Annotated in this window: 12 protein-coding genes; 11 read left to right on the top strand and 1 reads right to left on the bottom strand. The window is 42.8% G+C overall.

Annotation, left to right across the window (positions count from 1 at the left end):
• Positions 1 to 686: 686 nt before the first annotated feature.
• Positions 687 to 1,121 carry an Rrf2 family transcriptional regulator gene (locus DWY07_RS03725; RefSeq protein WP_021944774.1) on the bottom strand — a complete coding sequence of 145 codons (435 nt, stop codon included), beginning with the start codon at positions 1,119 to 1,121 and terminating at the stop codon, positions 687 to 689.
• Between the two features lie 462 nt (positions 1,122 to 1,583).
• Between DWY07_RS03725 and DWY07_RS03720 the strand changes: the two genes are divergently transcribed.
• From DWY07_RS03720 to DWY07_RS03665, 11 genes are all read left to right on the top strand, one after another.
• On the top strand, positions 1,584 to 2,948 hold the full coding sequence (locus DWY07_RS03720) for a GLUG motif-containing protein (RefSeq protein WP_117822222.1): 1,365 nt from the start codon (positions 1,584 to 1,586) through the stop codon (positions 2,946 to 2,948).
• Between the two features lie 206 nt (positions 2,949 to 3,154).
• Positions 3,155 to 3,676: an Ig-like domain-containing protein gene (locus tag DWY07_RS03710; protein WP_117822221.1), complete on the top strand. Its 522-nt coding sequence runs from the start codon at positions 3,155 to 3,157 to the stop codon at positions 3,674 to 3,676.
• A gap of 489 nt (positions 3,677 to 4,165) precedes the next feature.
• Positions 4,166 to 5,476 (top strand): O-acetylhomoserine aminocarboxypropyltransferase/cysteine synthase family protein, encoded by a 1,311-nt coding sequence (locus tag DWY07_RS03705; protein WP_117822220.1) that lies wholly within the window; start codon positions 4,166 to 4,168, stop codon positions 5,474 to 5,476.
• A gap of 115 nt (positions 5,477 to 5,591) precedes the next feature.
• Positions 5,592 to 6,521: a cysteine synthase A gene (gene cysK / locus DWY07_RS03700; protein WP_117822219.1), complete on the top strand. Its 930-nt coding sequence runs from the start codon at positions 5,592 to 5,594 to the stop codon at positions 6,519 to 6,521.
• Positions 6,522 to 6,704: 183 nt separating this feature from the next.
• A complete protein-coding gene (locus DWY07_RS03695; protein WP_117822218.1) occupies positions 6,705 to 6,908 on the top strand; it encodes a hypothetical protein in 204 nt (67 codons plus the stop codon).
• Between the two features lie 11 nt (positions 6,909 to 6,919).
• Positions 6,920 to 7,135, top strand: a complete 216-nt coding sequence (locus DWY07_RS03690; RefSeq protein ID WP_117785534.1) for a hypothetical protein — start codon at positions 6,920 to 6,922, stop codon at positions 7,133 to 7,135.
• 34 nt (positions 7,136 to 7,169) lie between these two features.
• The gene (locus DWY07_RS03685; protein ID WP_117822217.1) at positions 7,170 to 8,189 is read left to right on the top strand and encodes a lysylphosphatidylglycerol synthase transmembrane domain-containing protein; all 1,020 of its coding nucleotides are present in this window, start codon (positions 7,170 to 7,172) and stop codon (positions 8,187 to 8,189) included.
• A gap of 90 nt (positions 8,190 to 8,279) precedes the next feature.
• On the top strand, positions 8,280 to 10,982 hold the full coding sequence (locus tag DWY07_RS03680; protein WP_242997297.1) for a TetM/TetW/TetO/TetS family tetracycline resistance ribosomal protection protein: 2,703 nt from the start codon (positions 8,280 to 8,282) through the stop codon (positions 10,980 to 10,982).
• A gap of 269 nt (positions 10,983 to 11,251) precedes the next feature.
• A complete protein-coding gene (locus DWY07_RS03675) occupies positions 11,252 to 13,603 on the top strand; it encodes a hypothetical protein (protein ID WP_117822215.1) in 2,352 nt (783 codons plus the stop codon).
• A 450-nt stretch (positions 13,604 to 14,053) separates the two neighbouring features.
• Complete coding sequence (gene glpK / locus DWY07_RS03670; RefSeq protein WP_117822214.1) at positions 14,054 to 15,535, top strand: glycerol kinase GlpK; 1,482 nt, start codon at positions 14,054 to 14,056, stop codon at positions 15,533 to 15,535.
• A 79-nt stretch (positions 15,536 to 15,614) separates the two neighbouring features.
• Positions 15,615 to 18,167, top strand: a complete 2,553-nt coding sequence (locus tag DWY07_RS03665) for a glycoside hydrolase family 3 N-terminal domain-containing protein (RefSeq protein ID WP_117822213.1) — start codon at positions 15,615 to 15,617, stop codon at positions 18,165 to 18,167.
• The last annotated feature ends 334 nt before the right edge of the window (positions 18,168 to 18,501 follow it).

Raw genomic sequence — 18,501 nt, 5'->3', positions numbered from 1 at the left:
GAATGTATTTTAGTCGATTGTCAGTCTGTACTGGACTGGCTCAGAATCAATAATAGAAAAACTCGTATAGCATTCTATTCCATGCATATGCCTGATTCGCTCATGCTTATGTGCAAACTCGCCTTACGGGCTCAGACATGCACTCGCATTCGCTGGCAATATGCATGTCATAACGAATTCTATACGAATGTTTTTGTCTATTATCGATCTGATCCAGACCAATGAAGACTGACAACCAGCTATACTGTTCCAAACAGATAATCTCAATTCAGTTTAGTACCCCAAGGGGGATTTTTTAAGTTTGTTTCATTCTAGTGATAAGGCTGATCACGCGTTTATTGGTTTAGATGATAGGCAACAGTAATCCCATTCGGGGAAGTATTTTTATTGATAAGAATATCTTTTAAGCGCACGACAGCCCATCGTTTAAAAATCGATAGTGCAGTCGGCTGAGTTTCCTATGATATTACAAAACGGCTGAATTGGTTATACTCTGGCACTAACAAAACAATAGCATAGATTTCGTTATATAATGCATATTGCCAGCGAATGCGGGTGCATGTCTGAGCCCGTAGGGCGAGTTTGCACAGGAGCATGAGCGGATAAGGCATATGCATTAAATAGAAATCTATGCTAGTTTTTTATGTGTCAGAGTATAAGCAATCCAGCCACTTGGAAAATCAAGGCTAAATGCAGTATTCGTCGCCGGCTTCAGGTCGGCTGTTGCAGAGGTCTGCGATGGTGGTTGTGTCAACAACGCTGCAGATCGCACTGTAGAGCTGCTTCCACAGATTGTAAGTGGAGCAGATGGATTCACGCTCACATTCAGGCGCATCCTCTTCGACACAGGCAACAGGGGCAAGCGTTCCTTCTGTCAGACGAAGAACTGCACCGACTGTAATGTCTTCCGGTGCTTTTCGTAACAGGTAGCCACCCTGTGGACCGCGGACGCTTCGGACAAGTCCGCCGGAATTTAATATAGAAATGATCTGTTCCAGATATTTATCAGAGATATCCTCGTTTTTTGCTACATCCTTTATGCTGACCGGCTTACCATTAGAGTTGGCTGCTATATAGATCATAAGCCGTAATGCATATCTTCCTTTTGTTGATATTTTCAATGTAATACACCTCCAAATTACACTATCATAATTCATACTAATTATCTATGAATTGATTATACACCAGTTTAAAAGAAAAAGCTACAGAAATATTTCTATTTTCCTATTGATAAAGTAGGAATATAAAAGTAAGAAATAAAAATTGAGTTTTCATCAATAATTTGGTATATTGATTTTGTAAAAGGTGGTATATGGGGAATTGGTACTGACTGTTTCTATAAGAAATAGGATAGGATATAGTCAGACCAAACGACAATATAACGAGGGTATGGCAATCAGACAATTTATTGTCAAAGAGCACGTTTTTCAATGGGGTATTAGGAAAATCGTTCAGGATACAGGCAATAGAATACTGCCGTCATCTCGATATTGACGTTTCACATCCAACCGGTCAAGGTCTTCGACCGGATTCAATCCATTAAGAAAAAATTTCTAAGTCTTCTGTTAGTGTTGTGCTTTGTTATGGCATTTGGTTCAATAACAGCACTGGCAGCAGAGGGACAAACAACAGACATATGGGATGGTACAGCAGATACAAGCTGGTACACGGGTCATGAGACAGAGAGTGAGTACCATATAACGACGGCAGAACAGCTTGCCGGACTTGCGCAGCTTATTAACACAGGTACTATAACCTTTGAGGGAAAGACTGTTTATTTGGATAATGATCTTGATCTGGATAAACGTGAATGGATATCCATTGGCAAAGGTAAAGGTGGAAGACAGGCAGCATATAGTTTTTGTGGTATATTTGACGGACAGGGACATGTAATTTCTAATTTGTATTCCCGTGATTCGCTGATGCCAAAAACGAATGTGGGGGATGATAAGGAAAATTGTTATAGACAGGGCTTATTTGGAAATGTCTATGATGGTGAGGTCAAGAATCTTGGTATTGAAAATGCTGATATTATAGTTGATCTCAATGATGCATCTACATATGGAAAAGGTATATTAGTAGACTGGCTTTGTAATTCCAAAATTACAAATTGCTGGACATCCGGTTCTATTTCGGGTGGTGCATATCTGGAGCATTATGTTGGAGGCATTGCAGGATGTACCTTGAGAAATAGTACTCTTACAGGATGTTATTCGACTGCAACTATTACAGGAAATTATAAGGGAACTTGTTATAAAGAAGAAGATGTAATGACGTATTTTGACTGTCTGGGTGGTATTGCAGGAGGAATGCTAGACGGAAGCCTTACAGTCGAAGATTGTTGGTTTTCTGGAAAAATCAATGTTAATTCTATACAGGCAACAGTTGGTGGAATGGTTGGATATTCAGACAATGCAAGTGTTACTAATTGTATGGTAACTTCTGCAGACCTTGCTGCAGATGAAGGTGGCAATACCTGCTGGGTTGTCTATAGTGGACTTAGTCTTGGTACGGCAGAAAACAATTACTGGCCGGCAGATGACCGGTATCAGGCAACGCTTCTTAAAGAGCAGGATGGAACCGCTGTGTCAGATTTCACATCTGCGGATGTGCTTTCCGGACTTCAGGCAAAGCAGGGAGCAGGCATTGAATGGGTAGCAGGAATCGATCATCCTACATTTGCATGGGATGACAGAAATATTCCGGCAGATTATACAGCAGTTGATGCGGCTATTGCAAAAGCGGACAAGATAGATGGAACACTGTATTCTAATTATGAAGATGTAAAGGCTGCCATTAATGCTGTTGACCGTAAAAAGAGCAAGTATGAGCAGAAGATAGTAGATGCAATGGCAAAATCTATTGAGGATGCTGTTGCAGGTCTGAAAGAGAAAGACAACGGTAAAGACAACAATAAAGATAATAATACCCGGTTACCCCACAGATAAAGACATATACAGTAACATTTAAAGCAGCAGGTGGAAGCGCAGTTAAGGCGCAGAAGGTAAAAGAAGGTAAGTCAGTAAGTAAGCCGAAAAATCCAACAAGAAAAGGTTATAAATTTGCAGGCTGGTATACAGGAAAAACTGCATATAAGTTTGATACTCCGGTTAAAGCCAATCTGACATTAACTGCAAAGTGGACAAAGATCAAGGTGAAGAAGATCAAGATCACAGGAATGTCCAAGCAGATTGCAGCAGGTAAGAAGATTAAGCTGAAAGTAACCGTAACTCCAAAGACTGCAGCAAATCGTACAGTAAAATGGAAGAGCAGCAATAAGAAATATGCAACTGTAAATTCCAAGGGCGTTGTAACTGTAAAGAAAGCAGGAATAGGCAAGAAGGTAACGATAACAGCGATTGCAAAGGATGGAAGCGGAAAGAAAGCAACCTACCGTATAAAGATCATGAAGAAAGCTGTTAAGAAAATTACCTTAAAAGCATCAAAAACAAAAGTAACTGCCGGTAAAAAGGTAACAATAAAAGCAACTGTCACTCCTGGAAAGGAAGTAAACAAAAAGCTGACATATAAGAGCAGTAACAAGAAGTATGCAACTGTAAATTCCAAGGGTGTTGTTACTACCAGGAAAGCAGGAAAAGGGAAGACTGTAAAGATCATAGCAACTGCAACAGATGGAAGCGGTAAGAAAGCTACTATTAAGATCAAAATTAAATAATGCCTAAAGCAGTTAGATGTAACAAATAAATATAAACCGATAAATTAAAATAAAGGATGCTGAGCCACGGGATAAAACCTGTGGTTTAGCATTTTTTTCTATTTTCTGAAAAATATTTCTATTATCCTATTGACAAAGTAGGAATAGAGGTGTAATATACATGCATAAGATAAATCATAGTTTGTTGATAGGAATAAGCGGAAACGAGGTAAAAGGCATGTTGAACAAGTATTATCAACCACAATATTTGAATGAAGACAATCGAATGTGTACTACCAGACAAACGTTATCAGCAGGCGGAATTTACAGAGGTTGTCGCTAGAGTAAGCCCGGATAAGAATATCCATGAATGACGAAATGATAAGCTCCGGCATAGGGAGCAAATAACGAATACAGAATAAAATGACAGATAATAAAACGGCAGTACACAATGATAGAAGAAACGGATACGTACATCAGCCGGGAGAAAAGAACAGGAGATTAAAAATTATGGCAAAGAAATCATACAGCGAAAGAAATTTAAAATTTGAAACATTACAGTTACACGTAGGACAGGAAACACCGGATCCTGTAACAGATGCAAGAGCAGTTCCGATCTATCTTACATCATCATATGTATTCCATAACAGCCAGCATGCGGCAGACAGATTTGGCCTCAGAGATGCAGGTAACATTTACGGAAGACTTACAAATCCTACAGAAGACATTTTCGAAAAGAGAATCGCAGCATTAGAGGGTGGCGTAGCAGCACTTGCAGTTGGTTCGGGAGCAGCAGCTCTGACATATGCACTTCAGGCAGTTGCACATAAGGGTGACCACATCGTAGCAGCAAAGAACATCTACGGTGGAACATATAACCTTCTTGCACATACACTTCCGGATTTTGGAATCGAGACAACATTCGTTGATCCATTTGACTATGATGCAATCGAAGCTGCTATTCAGGACAATACAACCGGTATCGAGATCGAGACACTCGGAAATCCTAACTCAGAGGTTGTAGATATCGAGAGAATCGCAAATATCGCACATGCACATAACATTCCATTGATCGTAGATAATACATTTGCAACACCATATCTCGTTCGCCCGATCGAGTACGGCGCAGATATCGTTGTACATTCAGCTACCAAGTTTATCGGCGGACACGGAACAACGATTGGTGGTGTCATCATCGACAGTGGTAACTTCGACTGGACATCCAGTGACAAATACCCATGGTTAACAGAGCCGAACGTATCTTACCATGGAGTAAGCTTTGCAAAGGATACAGCACCTGCTGCATTTGTTACTTACATCAGAGCAATCCTGTTAAGAGATATGGGAGCAACTATCTCACCGGTACATTCATTCATCTTCCTTCAGGGACTTGAGACATTATCCTTACGTGTAGAACGTCATGTTGAAAATGCACTTAAGGTTGTACAGTATCTGAAAGATCAGCCACTGGTTGAGAAGGTAAATCATCCATCCATCTCAGAGGATCCTGAACAGCAGGCATTATATAAGAAATATTTCCCAAATGGCGGTGGATCAATCTTCACATTTGAGATTAAGGGCGGAGCAAAAGAAGCACAGGCATTTATTGATCAGCTTGAGTTATTCTCACTCCTTGCAAATGTTGCAGATGTAAAATCCCTTGCTATCCATCCGGCATCAACCACTCATTCAGAGTGCAACGAGGCTGAGTTATTAGATCAGGGTATCAAGCCGAATACAATTCGTCTGTCCATCGGAACAGAGAACATCGACGATATTATCGAAGATCTGGATGAAGCATTTAAGGCAATCGCAGAATAATCAATAATAAAAACAGTAGATAATTGAACATAAAAATAATAAAAAAATATGGGTGATCGAAGATCATCGGTCACCTGCAAAACGAATAATAGAATCAGAATAGGAGATTAAAGTTATGAGTAAAATTTATAAAGACGCAACAGAGTTAATCGGAAATACACCATTAGTAGAGTTCAATCACATTGAGAAAAAGGAAGGCTTAAATGCAAAGATCCTTGCAAAGTTAGAGTATTTTAATCCGGCAGGAAGCGTAAAAGACAGAATCGCAAAAGAGATGATCGAAGATGCTGAGAGAAAGGGCACATTAAAGCCGGGCGCTACGATCATTGAGCCTACATCCGGAAATACAGGTATCGGTCTTGCATCTATCGCTACAGCAAAGGGGTATAAGGCAATCATCGTTATGCCGGAGACCATGAGCGTTGAAAGAAGAAATATCATCAAAGCATACGGCGCAGAGATCGTTCTGACTGAAGGTGCAAAGGGTATGAAGGGTGCGATCGCAAAAGCTGAGGAGCTCTCTAAGGAGATCCCTGACAGCTTCGTTGCAGGTCAGTTCGTAAATCCTGCAAATCCGGAAGCACACAGAAAGACAACAGGCCCGGAGATCTGGAATGATACAGATGGAAAGGTTGATATCTTTGTAGCAGGTGTTGGTACAGGCGGAACGGTAACAGGTGTCGGTGAATATCTGAAGCAGCAGAATCCGGATGTTAAGGTTGTAGCAGTAGAGCCGGCTACATCACCGGTTCTTTCAAAGGGAACTGCAGGAGCACATAAGATTCAGGGTATCGGTGCAGGATTTGTACCGGCTACATTAAATACAAAAATCTACGATGAGATCATCACAATCGACAATGATGCAGCATTTGAAGGCGGCAAAGAGATCGCAAGTATAGAAGGTATTCTCGTTGGTATCTCATCCGGTGCAGCTTTCGTAGCAGCAAAGGAACTTGCAAAGCGTCCTGAAAATGCAGGAAAGACAATCGTAGTTCTCCTTCCGGACAGTGGTGACAGATATTACTCAACTCCGCTCTTTGGATAAAACCAATAAGATTTACATGTGAATATAATATCCTTTCAAAATAATCATTTATCTCAAAACAGACACGCTTCACCATACAGCAATGTGGTGGGGCGTGTTTGTTGTTGTCGGTGAGCGTGTGGATATGGTATAGTGTAATTGTGCGGAAAGTAACGGTTTAGAATAAAGCAGAAAAGAGGAAATATGAAATTTATTTACAATGCTTTTGTTTTAAACCATATTGAATATGCGAAGATTTATAGTGAAATAAATACGAATTACAGTAAATATAAAAATAAACCTTTTGCAGTTCATGCATCATATGGAATTGATAACAGACCATATTGGTATTATTTTGAGAACCATGGCTATAATGAATACAATATTTATATGCGTATTGAGATGTAAGGAGGATGAATATGGAGGAATTAACAGCTTTATTAAATGCTATTGATGATTCTTATTATGATTTTGTTTCAGCAATGATAAATTATGCAGCGAAAAAACCAACAAGACAAAAATTATTAGTTGATTATATTAAAAATACTCCAAATTTAAAATCTTCTGATGTCGTAAGATTCGTTTCGGAGCAAAATGATTTTTTTGAGGATGCTGCATATATGGAAGTTGGGTAACAATAGATAGAAAATACGGAGTAATAAGTTGAGTATGAAGAAATTAACAGAAACACAGAAAAGTATTATAAAGTGGGCATTTGTGCTGGTGCTTCTTGGCCTGATCGTATATGTGTTCCGGGATATGGCAGGACCGATCGCAAAGCAGCTTGTGAAGACAAGCCCTTGGATCGTCGTGCTGATCCTTGTGGCGACATTGCTGTATGGTGTGTTTGAGAGTACGATCACGATGTTATTTGCCAGACAGTATAATCCGACGTTTACATTCAGACAGGCATTTGGAATGACATATTTTGTGTCATTTTACAGAACGGCGACGCTTGGAAGCGGAGCGGGTGTGTCGGCTCTGGTTTACCTGAATGAGTATGGAGTGAAGACATCAGAAGCATTTGGTATGTATATGATTGAATATGCAGTGCACAAATTAGGCATCGGAATCATGGCGGTGATCCTGTATCTGCTGCATTTCCATTATATGAATGAAACCTTTGCGGAATATGAAGCATATATTGGAATTGGATTTGTGGCTACAGTTATTATTACGATATGTTTACTGTTGTTTGTATGTGCCGGATGGTTCCATCAGATCTTAAAGAAGCTGATGAATCTGGTGAATTACAGAGGACGATTTACAGAAAAGTTTGATAAAATCAAAGAACAGTGTGATATCATGGAAACGGAATCAAAGGAATTGCTGCGCCATTGGAAGCTGCTGCTTGGCGTTCTGCTGATCAACATTTGTAAATTTTCCTGCTGGTTTATGATTCCGTATATTGTACTGTACAAGAGCGGTGCATTTTCGCCGGATGTGGCACTGGCGATCACAACGGTATCAGTCATGCTGGCGGCAGTTATTCCTACGCCTGCAGGAATCGGTTCCAGTGAGTTTGTAATGATCGCAATGTTTGGTGCGATCGTGGGAAGTGCGAAAGCAGGAGCTATGGCACTGCTATACCGTTTTGCAACATTTGTATTTCCATGTGCACTGGGCGCGGCCTATGCAGCGAAGTTTGCAGTTATAAAACAGAGAAAGAATAAGAAGAAGGAAGTCTGACCCGTATGAAATGTGGGATGGATGGAAAAATATCCATCAGCTATATGCTCGATATGATATATGATGGACAGAAACAGGGTAAATACAGATATGAAAAAGTTGGTGGTGGGTATTCTTGCCCATGTTGATTCGGGAAAAACTACATTATCGGAAGCCATGTTATATACGGCAGGCAAGATCCGTAAGCTTGGACGGGTGGATCATAAGGATGCTTACCTGGATACGGATGCACAGGAGCGGGAGCGTGGGATCACGATATTTTCCAAGCAGGCGGTATTTACATATGATGGCATGGAGATTACACTGCTTGATACGCCGGGGCATGTTGATTTCTCGGCGGAAATGGAACGAACCTTACAGGTGCTTGACTATGCGATTCTTGTCATTAATGGTGTGGACGGGGTACAGAGCCATACCGATACATTATGGAAGCTGTTGAAGCGGTACGAGATCCCGACATTTATATTTGTAAATAAGATGGACATGGATGGGGCAGATAAAGATGCTGTTTTCCAAAATATACGAAAAAAGCTGGATGGGGATTGCGTTGATTTCTCATCCGGGGACAGAGATGAACAGATCGCGATGGCAGACGAGAGACTGTTAGATACCTATCTGGATAGTGGTATGGTTGAGGTAGAGGATATCATCGAAGCAATTCTTGACAGAAAGATATTTCCTTGTTTCTGGGGATCGGCACTCAAACTCTCCGGTGTGCAGGAATTGTTGGATGCGATGAATACCTATATGGTGATGCCTGCATATAATGCAGAATTTGGCGGACGGATCTTCAAGATATCGAGAGATGCAAAAGGGGAACGTCTTACCTATATGAAGGTGACCGGAGGAAGCTTAAAGTGCAGAGAGCAGATCGAGGGAACCGAAGGAAAAGTCAACCAGATACGGATTTATTCCGGTGCGCGTTACGAGACGGTAGAGGAGGCTTCTGCCGGAACGGTATGTGCGGTCACCGGGCTTGGTGAGACATCCGCAGGTCAGGGCGTTGGATGTGAACAGGAAAATGTATTTGCCGGACTGGAACCTGTGTTATCTTATAAAGTCAGCTATCCGGAGGACAAGGATGCAGTTGTCGTGCTCCGGGATATCAGGCAGTTAGAGGAAGAAGAACCTGAGTTACATGTGGAGTTTGCACAGGAGACCGGAGAGATCTTTGTGAAGGTTATGGGACAGGTGCAGCTTCAGGTGCTGACGCAGATCGTAAAAGACAGATTTGGCTATCTCATATCATTTGGTATGGGAAGGATCATATATAAAGAGACACTTGCAGAACCGGTAATGGGAGTCGGACATTTTGAGCCGCTTCGTCACTATGCCGAAGTGCATTTGCTGATGGAACCGTTGGAGCCGGGAAGTGGCATGCAGTTTGATACGATATGCAGTGAGGATGTACTCGATAAGAACTGGCAGAGACTGATCCTGACACATCTGGAAGAAAAGGAATACCGGGGCGTGCTGACAGGCGCACCGATCACAGATATGAAGATCACAGTGACCGCAGGACGGGCACATCAGAAGCACACAGAGGGCGGTGATTTCCGTCAGGCAACATATCGTGCAGTAAGGCAGGGGCTTATGATGGGGGAATGCAGACTGTTAGAACCCGTGTATGTATTCCGGCTGGAGATCCCTACAGAGATGACCGGGCGGGCGATGAATGATATCACGCGGATGCATGGACGATTTGCACAGCCGGAGGTTGAAGGAGAAATGAGTATCCTGACAGGAACTGCACCGGTTGCTACGATGCAGGAGTACCAGCAGGATGTAACGGCATATACCAGAGGACAGGGAAAGTTATCCTGTACCCTGCAGGGATATGAGCCATGCCACAATGAAGATGAAGTGCTGGCGGCAAGTACCTATGATCCGGAGCTTGATTTGGCAAATCCGGCATCATCGGTATTCTGTGCACATGGAGCCGGATATATCGTGGACTGGTACGATGTGTATGATATGATGCATGTAAAAGAAGATCCGGGATTTGCACTTGCAGGAATAGAAGATGTCCTGCGGAATATAACGTCAGAGCCTACTGAGGCAGACGAGGATAACCGGAAGCGGATGGCGCGTGGGCGGCAGGACGCAGGTGTGCCGGTGTATGATGAGAAAGAGTTAGAGGATATATTTGTCCGTACCTATGGTTCAAACAGCCGGGAAAATGCAGCTTATAATAAAGCGGGTTTCAATCGGTATAATAAGGGTGTATCGGAAGCGGACTGGTATGTGAAAAAGGCGGCAGAACATGGTAAAAGCAAAACTGCCGGTGCGCAGACACCGTCTGTCGGCTCAAAGACAGCGGATACCGGAATTGCCAGACCCGGAGCATACAGGAAGCAAAAGGGCGAGAAAGAATATCTGTTAGTTGATGGGTATAATGTGATATTTGCATGGGATGACCTGAAAGCACTGGCGGCGGTGAACATCGACAGTGCCAGAGATAAGCTGATCGATGTTATGTCGAATTATCAGGGCTATGTCGGCTGCGAGCTGATCCTCGTATTTGATGCGTATAAGGTGAAACAGAATCCGGGCAGCATCACAAAGCATGGAAATATCCATGTGGTCTATACGAAGGAAGCAGAGACTGCTGATATGTATATAGAAAAGACGACACATGAGCTTGGCAGAAAATATAAGGTGACGGTTGCCTCCTCAGATGGACTGGAACAGTTGATCATCATGGGGCAGGGCGCACTTCGGATGTCCTCCCGTGGGCTTCGGGAAGAAGTAGAACGTGTGAACCAGATTTTGAGAAATGATTATCTCAAATAAAACGGACATGTTTCTGGTATGATCCTGAAAAGATATTAGAGGGAATCGATTCCAAAACAGCTATATGTATGGAATTTGTTAAAAATGGGATGAAAAAGTGAGTATTCTTTTCACAAAATTATATTATATAGATAAAAATATTTGGAATGTTTAAATAAATTTGGAAAAAATAACCAAAGAAAACCATATATTTCTTGAAGTTAATAACAAAATCTGCTAAAGTGAATAGTATGAGCGTACGAATTCAGATGAGATATGGAGGAGGAAGTATGGGAAATAAATTATTTGTAAGACAGATGAAGAGAACCGTTGCCTGCGTTGCGGCAGCAGCTACTGTTTTCTCAATGAATCCGGCAGGACTTCCGTATGCAGGGGGACAGGCTGGGGCATTTGTTGTAGATGCAGCGACTGAGAGTACGGCAGTGGAGATCAGTACATATGAACAGTTTGCAGCTTTTGCAAAAGCGGTAAATGCAGGTACGGCAGAGTCATATGCAAGTGTAAAGCTGACAGCGGATATCACGATACCTTCAGGAACCACATGGACACCGATCGGTAGTGCAGCTAATCCATATACGGGAGTATTTGATGGGGATGGACATACAGTATCAGGACTTACGGCAAGTATAACGGCTGCAGAATATAATGCTGAGAATGATAGTGTTCCGTTTGGTTTATTTGGACAGACGCAGGGAGCCACGATCAAGAATTTGAAGATGAGTAATGTAGAAATTTCCGGCTCTGCAGGATCGGGCAGTGGTATCTTATGTGGCAGATCAATTGCGACTACGATCAGTGGTTGTACGATTGATAATAGCTGTACGTTTAATGGCAATACAGCAATGGTTGGAGGCCTTGGATGTATGCTTATTGAAAGCACAGTTAGTGATTGTGTTGTTGCGGTGCAGCTTCAGTTGGAAAATCAGGCCCCACCTGCTGGTGGATATGTTTATGTATTAAGTAATTCTCAAATTATAAATAGTATATTTAAGGGCACAATCAAAGGAACTGGTGCTATTTCGCTTACAGGCGGATTTGTTGGAGTTAATAGTGGTTTGATAGCAAACTGTATTTATTCAGGGACTATGACAGCCGCTGGTTATAATATGTGTAGTGCTTTTGCAGGAGAGGCATCGAATTCAGGAACGATAGTTAACTGTTTTGCAAATGGTAAGTTTTCATTAAAGGATGGTTCAACAGGTACTACAACAGGTATTTTCAGAGGAAATGGTAACGGTAATAAAGTTGCAAACTGCATTGCAAATGCTGCTATGGAGCCAATGAATCTGATAGGTGCAGCAGACAATGTTACGGATTGTGTATTCATGGAGTCGTCAGAGATCGCAGCCGGTAATGCTTCTTACAAATTGAATGGATATGCAGCTTCTTTGACAGATGCTGAGAAGAAAGAATACCATACATCTGAATGGAAATCTTTTGTAGAAACAGACAATGGTTCACTGACATTCAGTTCAGAAACCAAGGTTACAAGAAAAGTAACATTTTATGATACAGACAATAATGTGATCAGCGGCGGTTCAAACTTCATGGAGGAGGGCGCAAAACTCGTATATCCGGAGGCAGCAGATCCTTCCTATATTGCATGGGTAGACAGCAAGGGAAGAATATATGATAAGAATTCAGTTGTTGGTTCTGAGGATCTGGAGCTGTATCCACTGACAGAAGGTTATGTGGATTCACTGTTGAATATAAAACAGGTATCGATCACACTGGATAGTGATATTTCTCTGGTATATCTGGTAGATCCGGCTGTTCTGGAACGTTATCAGAATGCGACAATTGTGTACCGGGATGCATCCGGAACAGTACAGGGAGCATCGGGCTTGTCAAAAGAACTTACAAAGACTGTAAATGGCAAGACATATCTGTATGGAGAGTTTACAGGAATTGCAGCAAAGGAAATGACGAAAGATATAACAGCAACGCTTGAAGGTACCAGTGATGGTGGAATGACAAATTGCTACAGCAAGGCTTATACAACCAGTGTTGCTGATTATGCAAAACGGCTGATCGCAATGGATGGCACAAGTAAAGTATTAAGGAAACTGTTGGTTGATCTGGTAAACTATGGTGCATCCGCTCAGACCTATTTTGGATATAACACTTCAGATTTGGCAAATGCAGATTTTGATGATTATCAGACCTATGCGAGTGCAAAACATTCATTAACAGGATTTACAAATTCCGGAAGCTCAGTTACAAATTCCGGTAATGTAAAGATCAGTGGACGAACATTGGTGCTTGAGAACCGTGTTGGTATTGCGGTGATCATTGATACATCTGAATATGAAGGGAATATTGCTGATATTACGATCAATGTCAACGGAACAGGAGTTTCAGATGTTATAGCAGGTCAGGATCTAAAGCCATATGGCACAAACAAATATTATGGTGTTACATATGAGATCCTTCCGACAAAGATGGATGAAACTTATACATTTACAGTTCAGGTAAATGGTGAAGCGTCAGCACGTATGACCTATGGTATATCTGCTTATGCCTATAATATGAGAAACAACAGCAACACAAAGCTGGTTGCATTACTGCAGGATATCATGGAATACGGTAATTCTGCATTAAGCTACTGGCTTGCAAACTAGGAACGATAAGATATTAATATAAAGATATAGGAAATATAAGGAGGGTAAATAAAAATGAAAAAACAGTATGAGGCACCGGTTATGGAGATTGTGGAATTTGAGACAGAGGATATTATTACAACTTCAGGTGAAATAAACAATGGACTTATTATAGATCCAACAGGTGAAAATTAGAGTTATAAAAATATCAGAAATTGAATGAATATATAAAACCGGAGGAGTCTCGTATTCAAGGCGCTTTTCCGGTTATGGAGGCAATCATCAGAGATATGTGTATGCAAGGATACTGGCTGGTTGCCGGTACAAATAAAATACGGGGACAGGGGACGTTTTATACCAAATCCTGCCTCCGTATTTTGTTCATTTGTTATGGGAACGAGGAAAACGCAGCATAGGACAGGCAGGAGTTAGAACAGCCTGAGAAATTGTTATTTATAAAGAGGATATACAATGCAGAAATACATAATGGCACTTGATCAGGGAACAACCAGTTCAAGAGCAATTTTATTTGGGAAAAATGGAGAGATGGCTGCTGTATCACAGAAGGAATTTACACAATATTTTCCGGAAAATGGCTGGGTAGAGCAGGATCCGAAGGAAATATGGGCTTCACAGATGAGCGTAATGATGGAAGCAAGAGAGACACTTGGTATTCCAGTAGAAGAGATTGCAGCGATCGGAATTACGAATCAGAGAGAGACAACGATTGTCTGGAATAAAGAAACAGGAGAACCGATTTATCCGGCTATTGTATGGCAGTGCAGAAGAACCGCTGACCGGATCGATGCATTAAAGGCAGAAGGGTATGATACTGTGATCCGGCAAAAGACCGGACTAATCGCAGATCCGTATTTTTCCGCTACGAAGATCGAGTGGATCCTCGATCATGTTGACGGAGCAAGAGAGATGGCAGAGCAGGGCAAGCTGTATTTCGGTACAGTGGATACCTGGCTGATCTATAAGCTTACCGGCGGCAGGGTTCATGCAACGGATTATACAAATGCATCCAGAACGATGCTGTTTAATATTCACACATTAGAGTGGGATAAGGAATTGCTGGAGAAATTCCGGATACCGGAAAGTATGCTGCCGGAGGTGCATAATTCCAGTGAGATCTATGGATACACGGATGAACGGTTATTTGGCGGTTCGATACCGGTTGCAGGTGTTGCCGGAGATCAGCAGGCAGCTTTATTTGGACAGTGCTGCTTTGAACCGGGAGATACGAAGAACACATATGGTACCGGCTGTTTCCTGTTGATGAATACGGGAGACAGGGCTGTTTATTCCGAACATGGACTGCTTACTACGATAGCGATTGGGCTGAACGGCAAGGTACAGTATGCACTGGAAGGCAGCGTATTTGTCGCAGGAGCGGCGATCAAATGGCTGCGCGATGAAATGAAGCTGATCGAGAAAGCCGGTGATACAGAGAGAATAGCATTATCCGTTAAGGACAGCAATGGTGTCTATGTGGTTCCGGCATTTACAGGACTTGGCGCACCATATTGGGATGCATATGCCAGAGGTGCGATCCTGGGACTGACCAGAGGCACCACAAGGGAACATATTGTTCGGGCAACCGTGGAATCACTGGCATATGAAACCTACGATGTGTTAAAGGCAATGGAGAATGATTCCGGCATGGAGCTGAAACGGCTGCGTGTAGATGGCGGTGCGAGTGCAAATAATTTCCTGATGCAGTTCCAGGCTGACCTGTTAGCAGGGGAAATTGTGCGCCCGGTCGTAACAGAAACGACAGCACTTGGTGCGGCATATCTGGCAGGACTGGCTGTTGGATATTATGACAGTATAGAAGAGATAAAGCAGAACTGGCAGGTGGAGCGGATATTTGAGCCGCAGATCGATGAAGAGATGCGGAGGATGCTGCTTTCCGGCTGGGGAACCGCAGTAAAGCGGGTGCTTTTATAAAATCAGAATTTAGTAGATAGAATTTGTGAGCTGTTTTCAGATGAACAGAAAATAGTTACAAATAGCAGGAGATAAAAATATGACAGATAAGATCAAGACAATACTGGAACAAATGACAATAGAAGAAAAGGCTGACATGGTATGCGGTGCAAGTAATTTCTGCACAGCGGATGCTTCCAGATATGGGGTGCCTGCGATCCGTATGCTGGATGGAGGAACCGGGATCAATTATGAACAGTTGATCGCAGATCTGATCCTTTCCTGGCGTACAAATCCGCGCGATGAGGAAGAAGCATGGCTGATGAAGGATTTTAGTGCAACGGAAGAAAGAAATGTTATATTTGACTATTTTCGTCCGGACAAACTGACAGAAAAAGAGACAAAGGTCTGGAAAAAAGTCCGGGAATATCTGAAGGAACAATTTATAAAGAATACAACCAATAATGATACGACGCTTGCATTTGTTGAAATGGCAGGCGATGCGGCGGCTGATATTATGTCTCCGGCATGTTTTCCGTGTGGCATGATGCTGGGAGCAACCTTTAACCCCGATGTTGTCAATCAGACAGGACATGCACTTGGAAGAGAAGCGAGAGCATATGGTGTGAGCATGCTTCTTGGAACTCCGAATATCAATATCCACAGAGATCCACTGGGCGGAAGACTGTTTGAGGGATTCTCTGAGGATCCGTGTCTGGTAGCGAAGCTTGCTCCGGAATATGTAAAGGGTGTGCAGGCGGAAGGCGTTGCAGCAAATATCAAGCATTTTGCTGCCAATAATCAGGAGAAGAACCGTCAGGGAATAAATGAAACGATATCAGAACGGGCATTGCAGGAGATTTATTTTCCTGGTTTCCGTGCCTGTGTAGAGCAGGCACAGCCTGCGACAGTTATGGCAGCCTATAATAAGATCAATGGAACAGCCTGCACTGCAAATGAATGGCTGTTAGACGGTATTCTGCGTAAATACTGGGGCTTTGAAGGTATGGTCGTATCAGACTGGGGGGCAGTATATGATCCGATCGCAGCGTTAAAGGCAGGCAATGATCTGAATATGCCGGGAATCACAGCAGATCCGGAGAAGGTTGTTCAGGCAGTAGAAGCCGGGGAGCTGATAGAAGAGGAGCTTGACCGGAATGTGGCGAGAGTGCTGGAGCTGATGGACACCTATGGTTCACCGGAATGCTATGATATGTCAGCACAGTATATTATGGATATGTCGAAGCAGGCAGCATATAAGGCAGCCTGTGAGGGAATTGTATTATTGAAAAATGAAAATGGAATCTTCCCGATCCGGTCGAAAGGAAAGGCGGGCAATGATTCTGTATTTGAAACTGTATCAGACGAGGAGGTAATGTCCGGGGTTGTTCTGTGCGGAAGCGGAGCTATCCGTTTATATGACTGTGGTACCGGAAGTGCAGGTATTACGACAGATAAGGACAGCAGCATCTACGAGGGGCTGATCCAGAATGGTGTCGAGGTGAGTATCGGAATACCGGCAGCAGGGAAGCGTGCAGGCATTTCCACCTATATCTGCGTTGCCAGAATACCGGGCATGGAAGGAAATGACCGGAAGAATATGAAGCTGTCCGCGGAGGATGCACAGATTTTGAATCAGATGTTAGATCTGAAACGGGAAAATCCTATGGTCAAATTAGGATTGATCTTAAATGTAAGCGGCCCGGTTGATCTGGCACTCTGGGAGCATGAGCTGGATGGTATTTTCTGTATGTTCCTTCCGGGAATGGAGGGCGGACATGCGATGGCAGATATTTTAACCGGACGTGTTAATCCATCCGGAAAGCTGCCGCTGACCTTCCCGAAGAAGCATAAGGATACACCGACGTATCTGAATTTCCCCGGGGATGGATATCAGGTCAATTATGGAGAAGGGATTTACGTCGGATACAGATATTATGATAAGAAGATGGTAGAGCCGTTGTATCCATTTGGACATGGCTTATCCTATAGTCATTTTGAGATCAGCAATGAGCGTGCAATCGCAGATTCTGTTCCGGTGGAACTGGTTTATCCGGATGGCAAAGTGGATAATAAGAAGATGCCGGTGCTGACGGATTCTCTCCGGATCGCTGTGGATGTGATCAATCAGGGACCGGAAGAGTTTTCAGAGGGTATGGAAGTCGTTCAGCTTTATATCAGTGATCCGTATGCGACGATATCAAAGCCTGTAAAGGAACTGAAAGCTTTTAAGAAGATCCGGCTGGCATATGGTGAGCGTGAAAAGGTGACATTCACATTGACGAAGGAGGATTTTGCATCCTTTGACAGTGACCTGCATCAGTGGGTAGCAGAGGAAGGCGTCTATAATATTCTGATTGGCAACAGCTCCCGAAATATCGTGTGCAGTATGCCTGTTTATCTGGATGCGAAGACAGAGTACAGCTACAGTCTGCAGACACCGATCAAGGTGCTGTATGAGAATACCGTGACCAGAGAACACATGAATCATCTGTGGTTCAGACTGGGACTTGATCCGGCGGACATTGATAATAAATACGAATATGAACCACATACCAGACTGATCAATCTGGTTCATCTGAAATGTGAGAATCCGGATCAGGAAGTACTGGATGAATTCGAACTCCGGGTTGGAAGCCTGAAGCGGGCGTAAAGATATATTATTATTAAAAGCTTCCGGGCACTCCATCCCTGCTGCATACTGCCTATACGAAATAACTTGCTGCGATTTCTGCTCATTGCACATGTCTGATTCGTAAGTGCTCCTGCGCAAACTCACCTTCGGTGAGAACCTGCGCCCGCATTTACTGACAATGTGCAGTGAACAACGAAATTCTCGCAATGTTATTTCGTATAGGCAGTATGCAGCAGGGGTGGGATGTCCGGGAGCTTTTTCTATGATAGGACAGTCATCACGGAACTTTAAAGTGAAAAAGTTTATTGCGTTGAAGTAAAAAAGTGCTTGCATTATTTTAAAAAGCTGTTAT

Origin of the sequence: Clostridium sp. AF23-6LB (assembly GCF_003461085.1) — a bacterium.
GTDB lineage: Bacteria > Bacillota > Clostridia > Lachnospirales > Lachnospiraceae > Coprococcus > Coprococcus ammoniilyticus.
The sequence above is the reverse complement of the archived record's forward strand: the minus strand, read 5'-3'. Positions and strand labels throughout refer to the sequence as shown.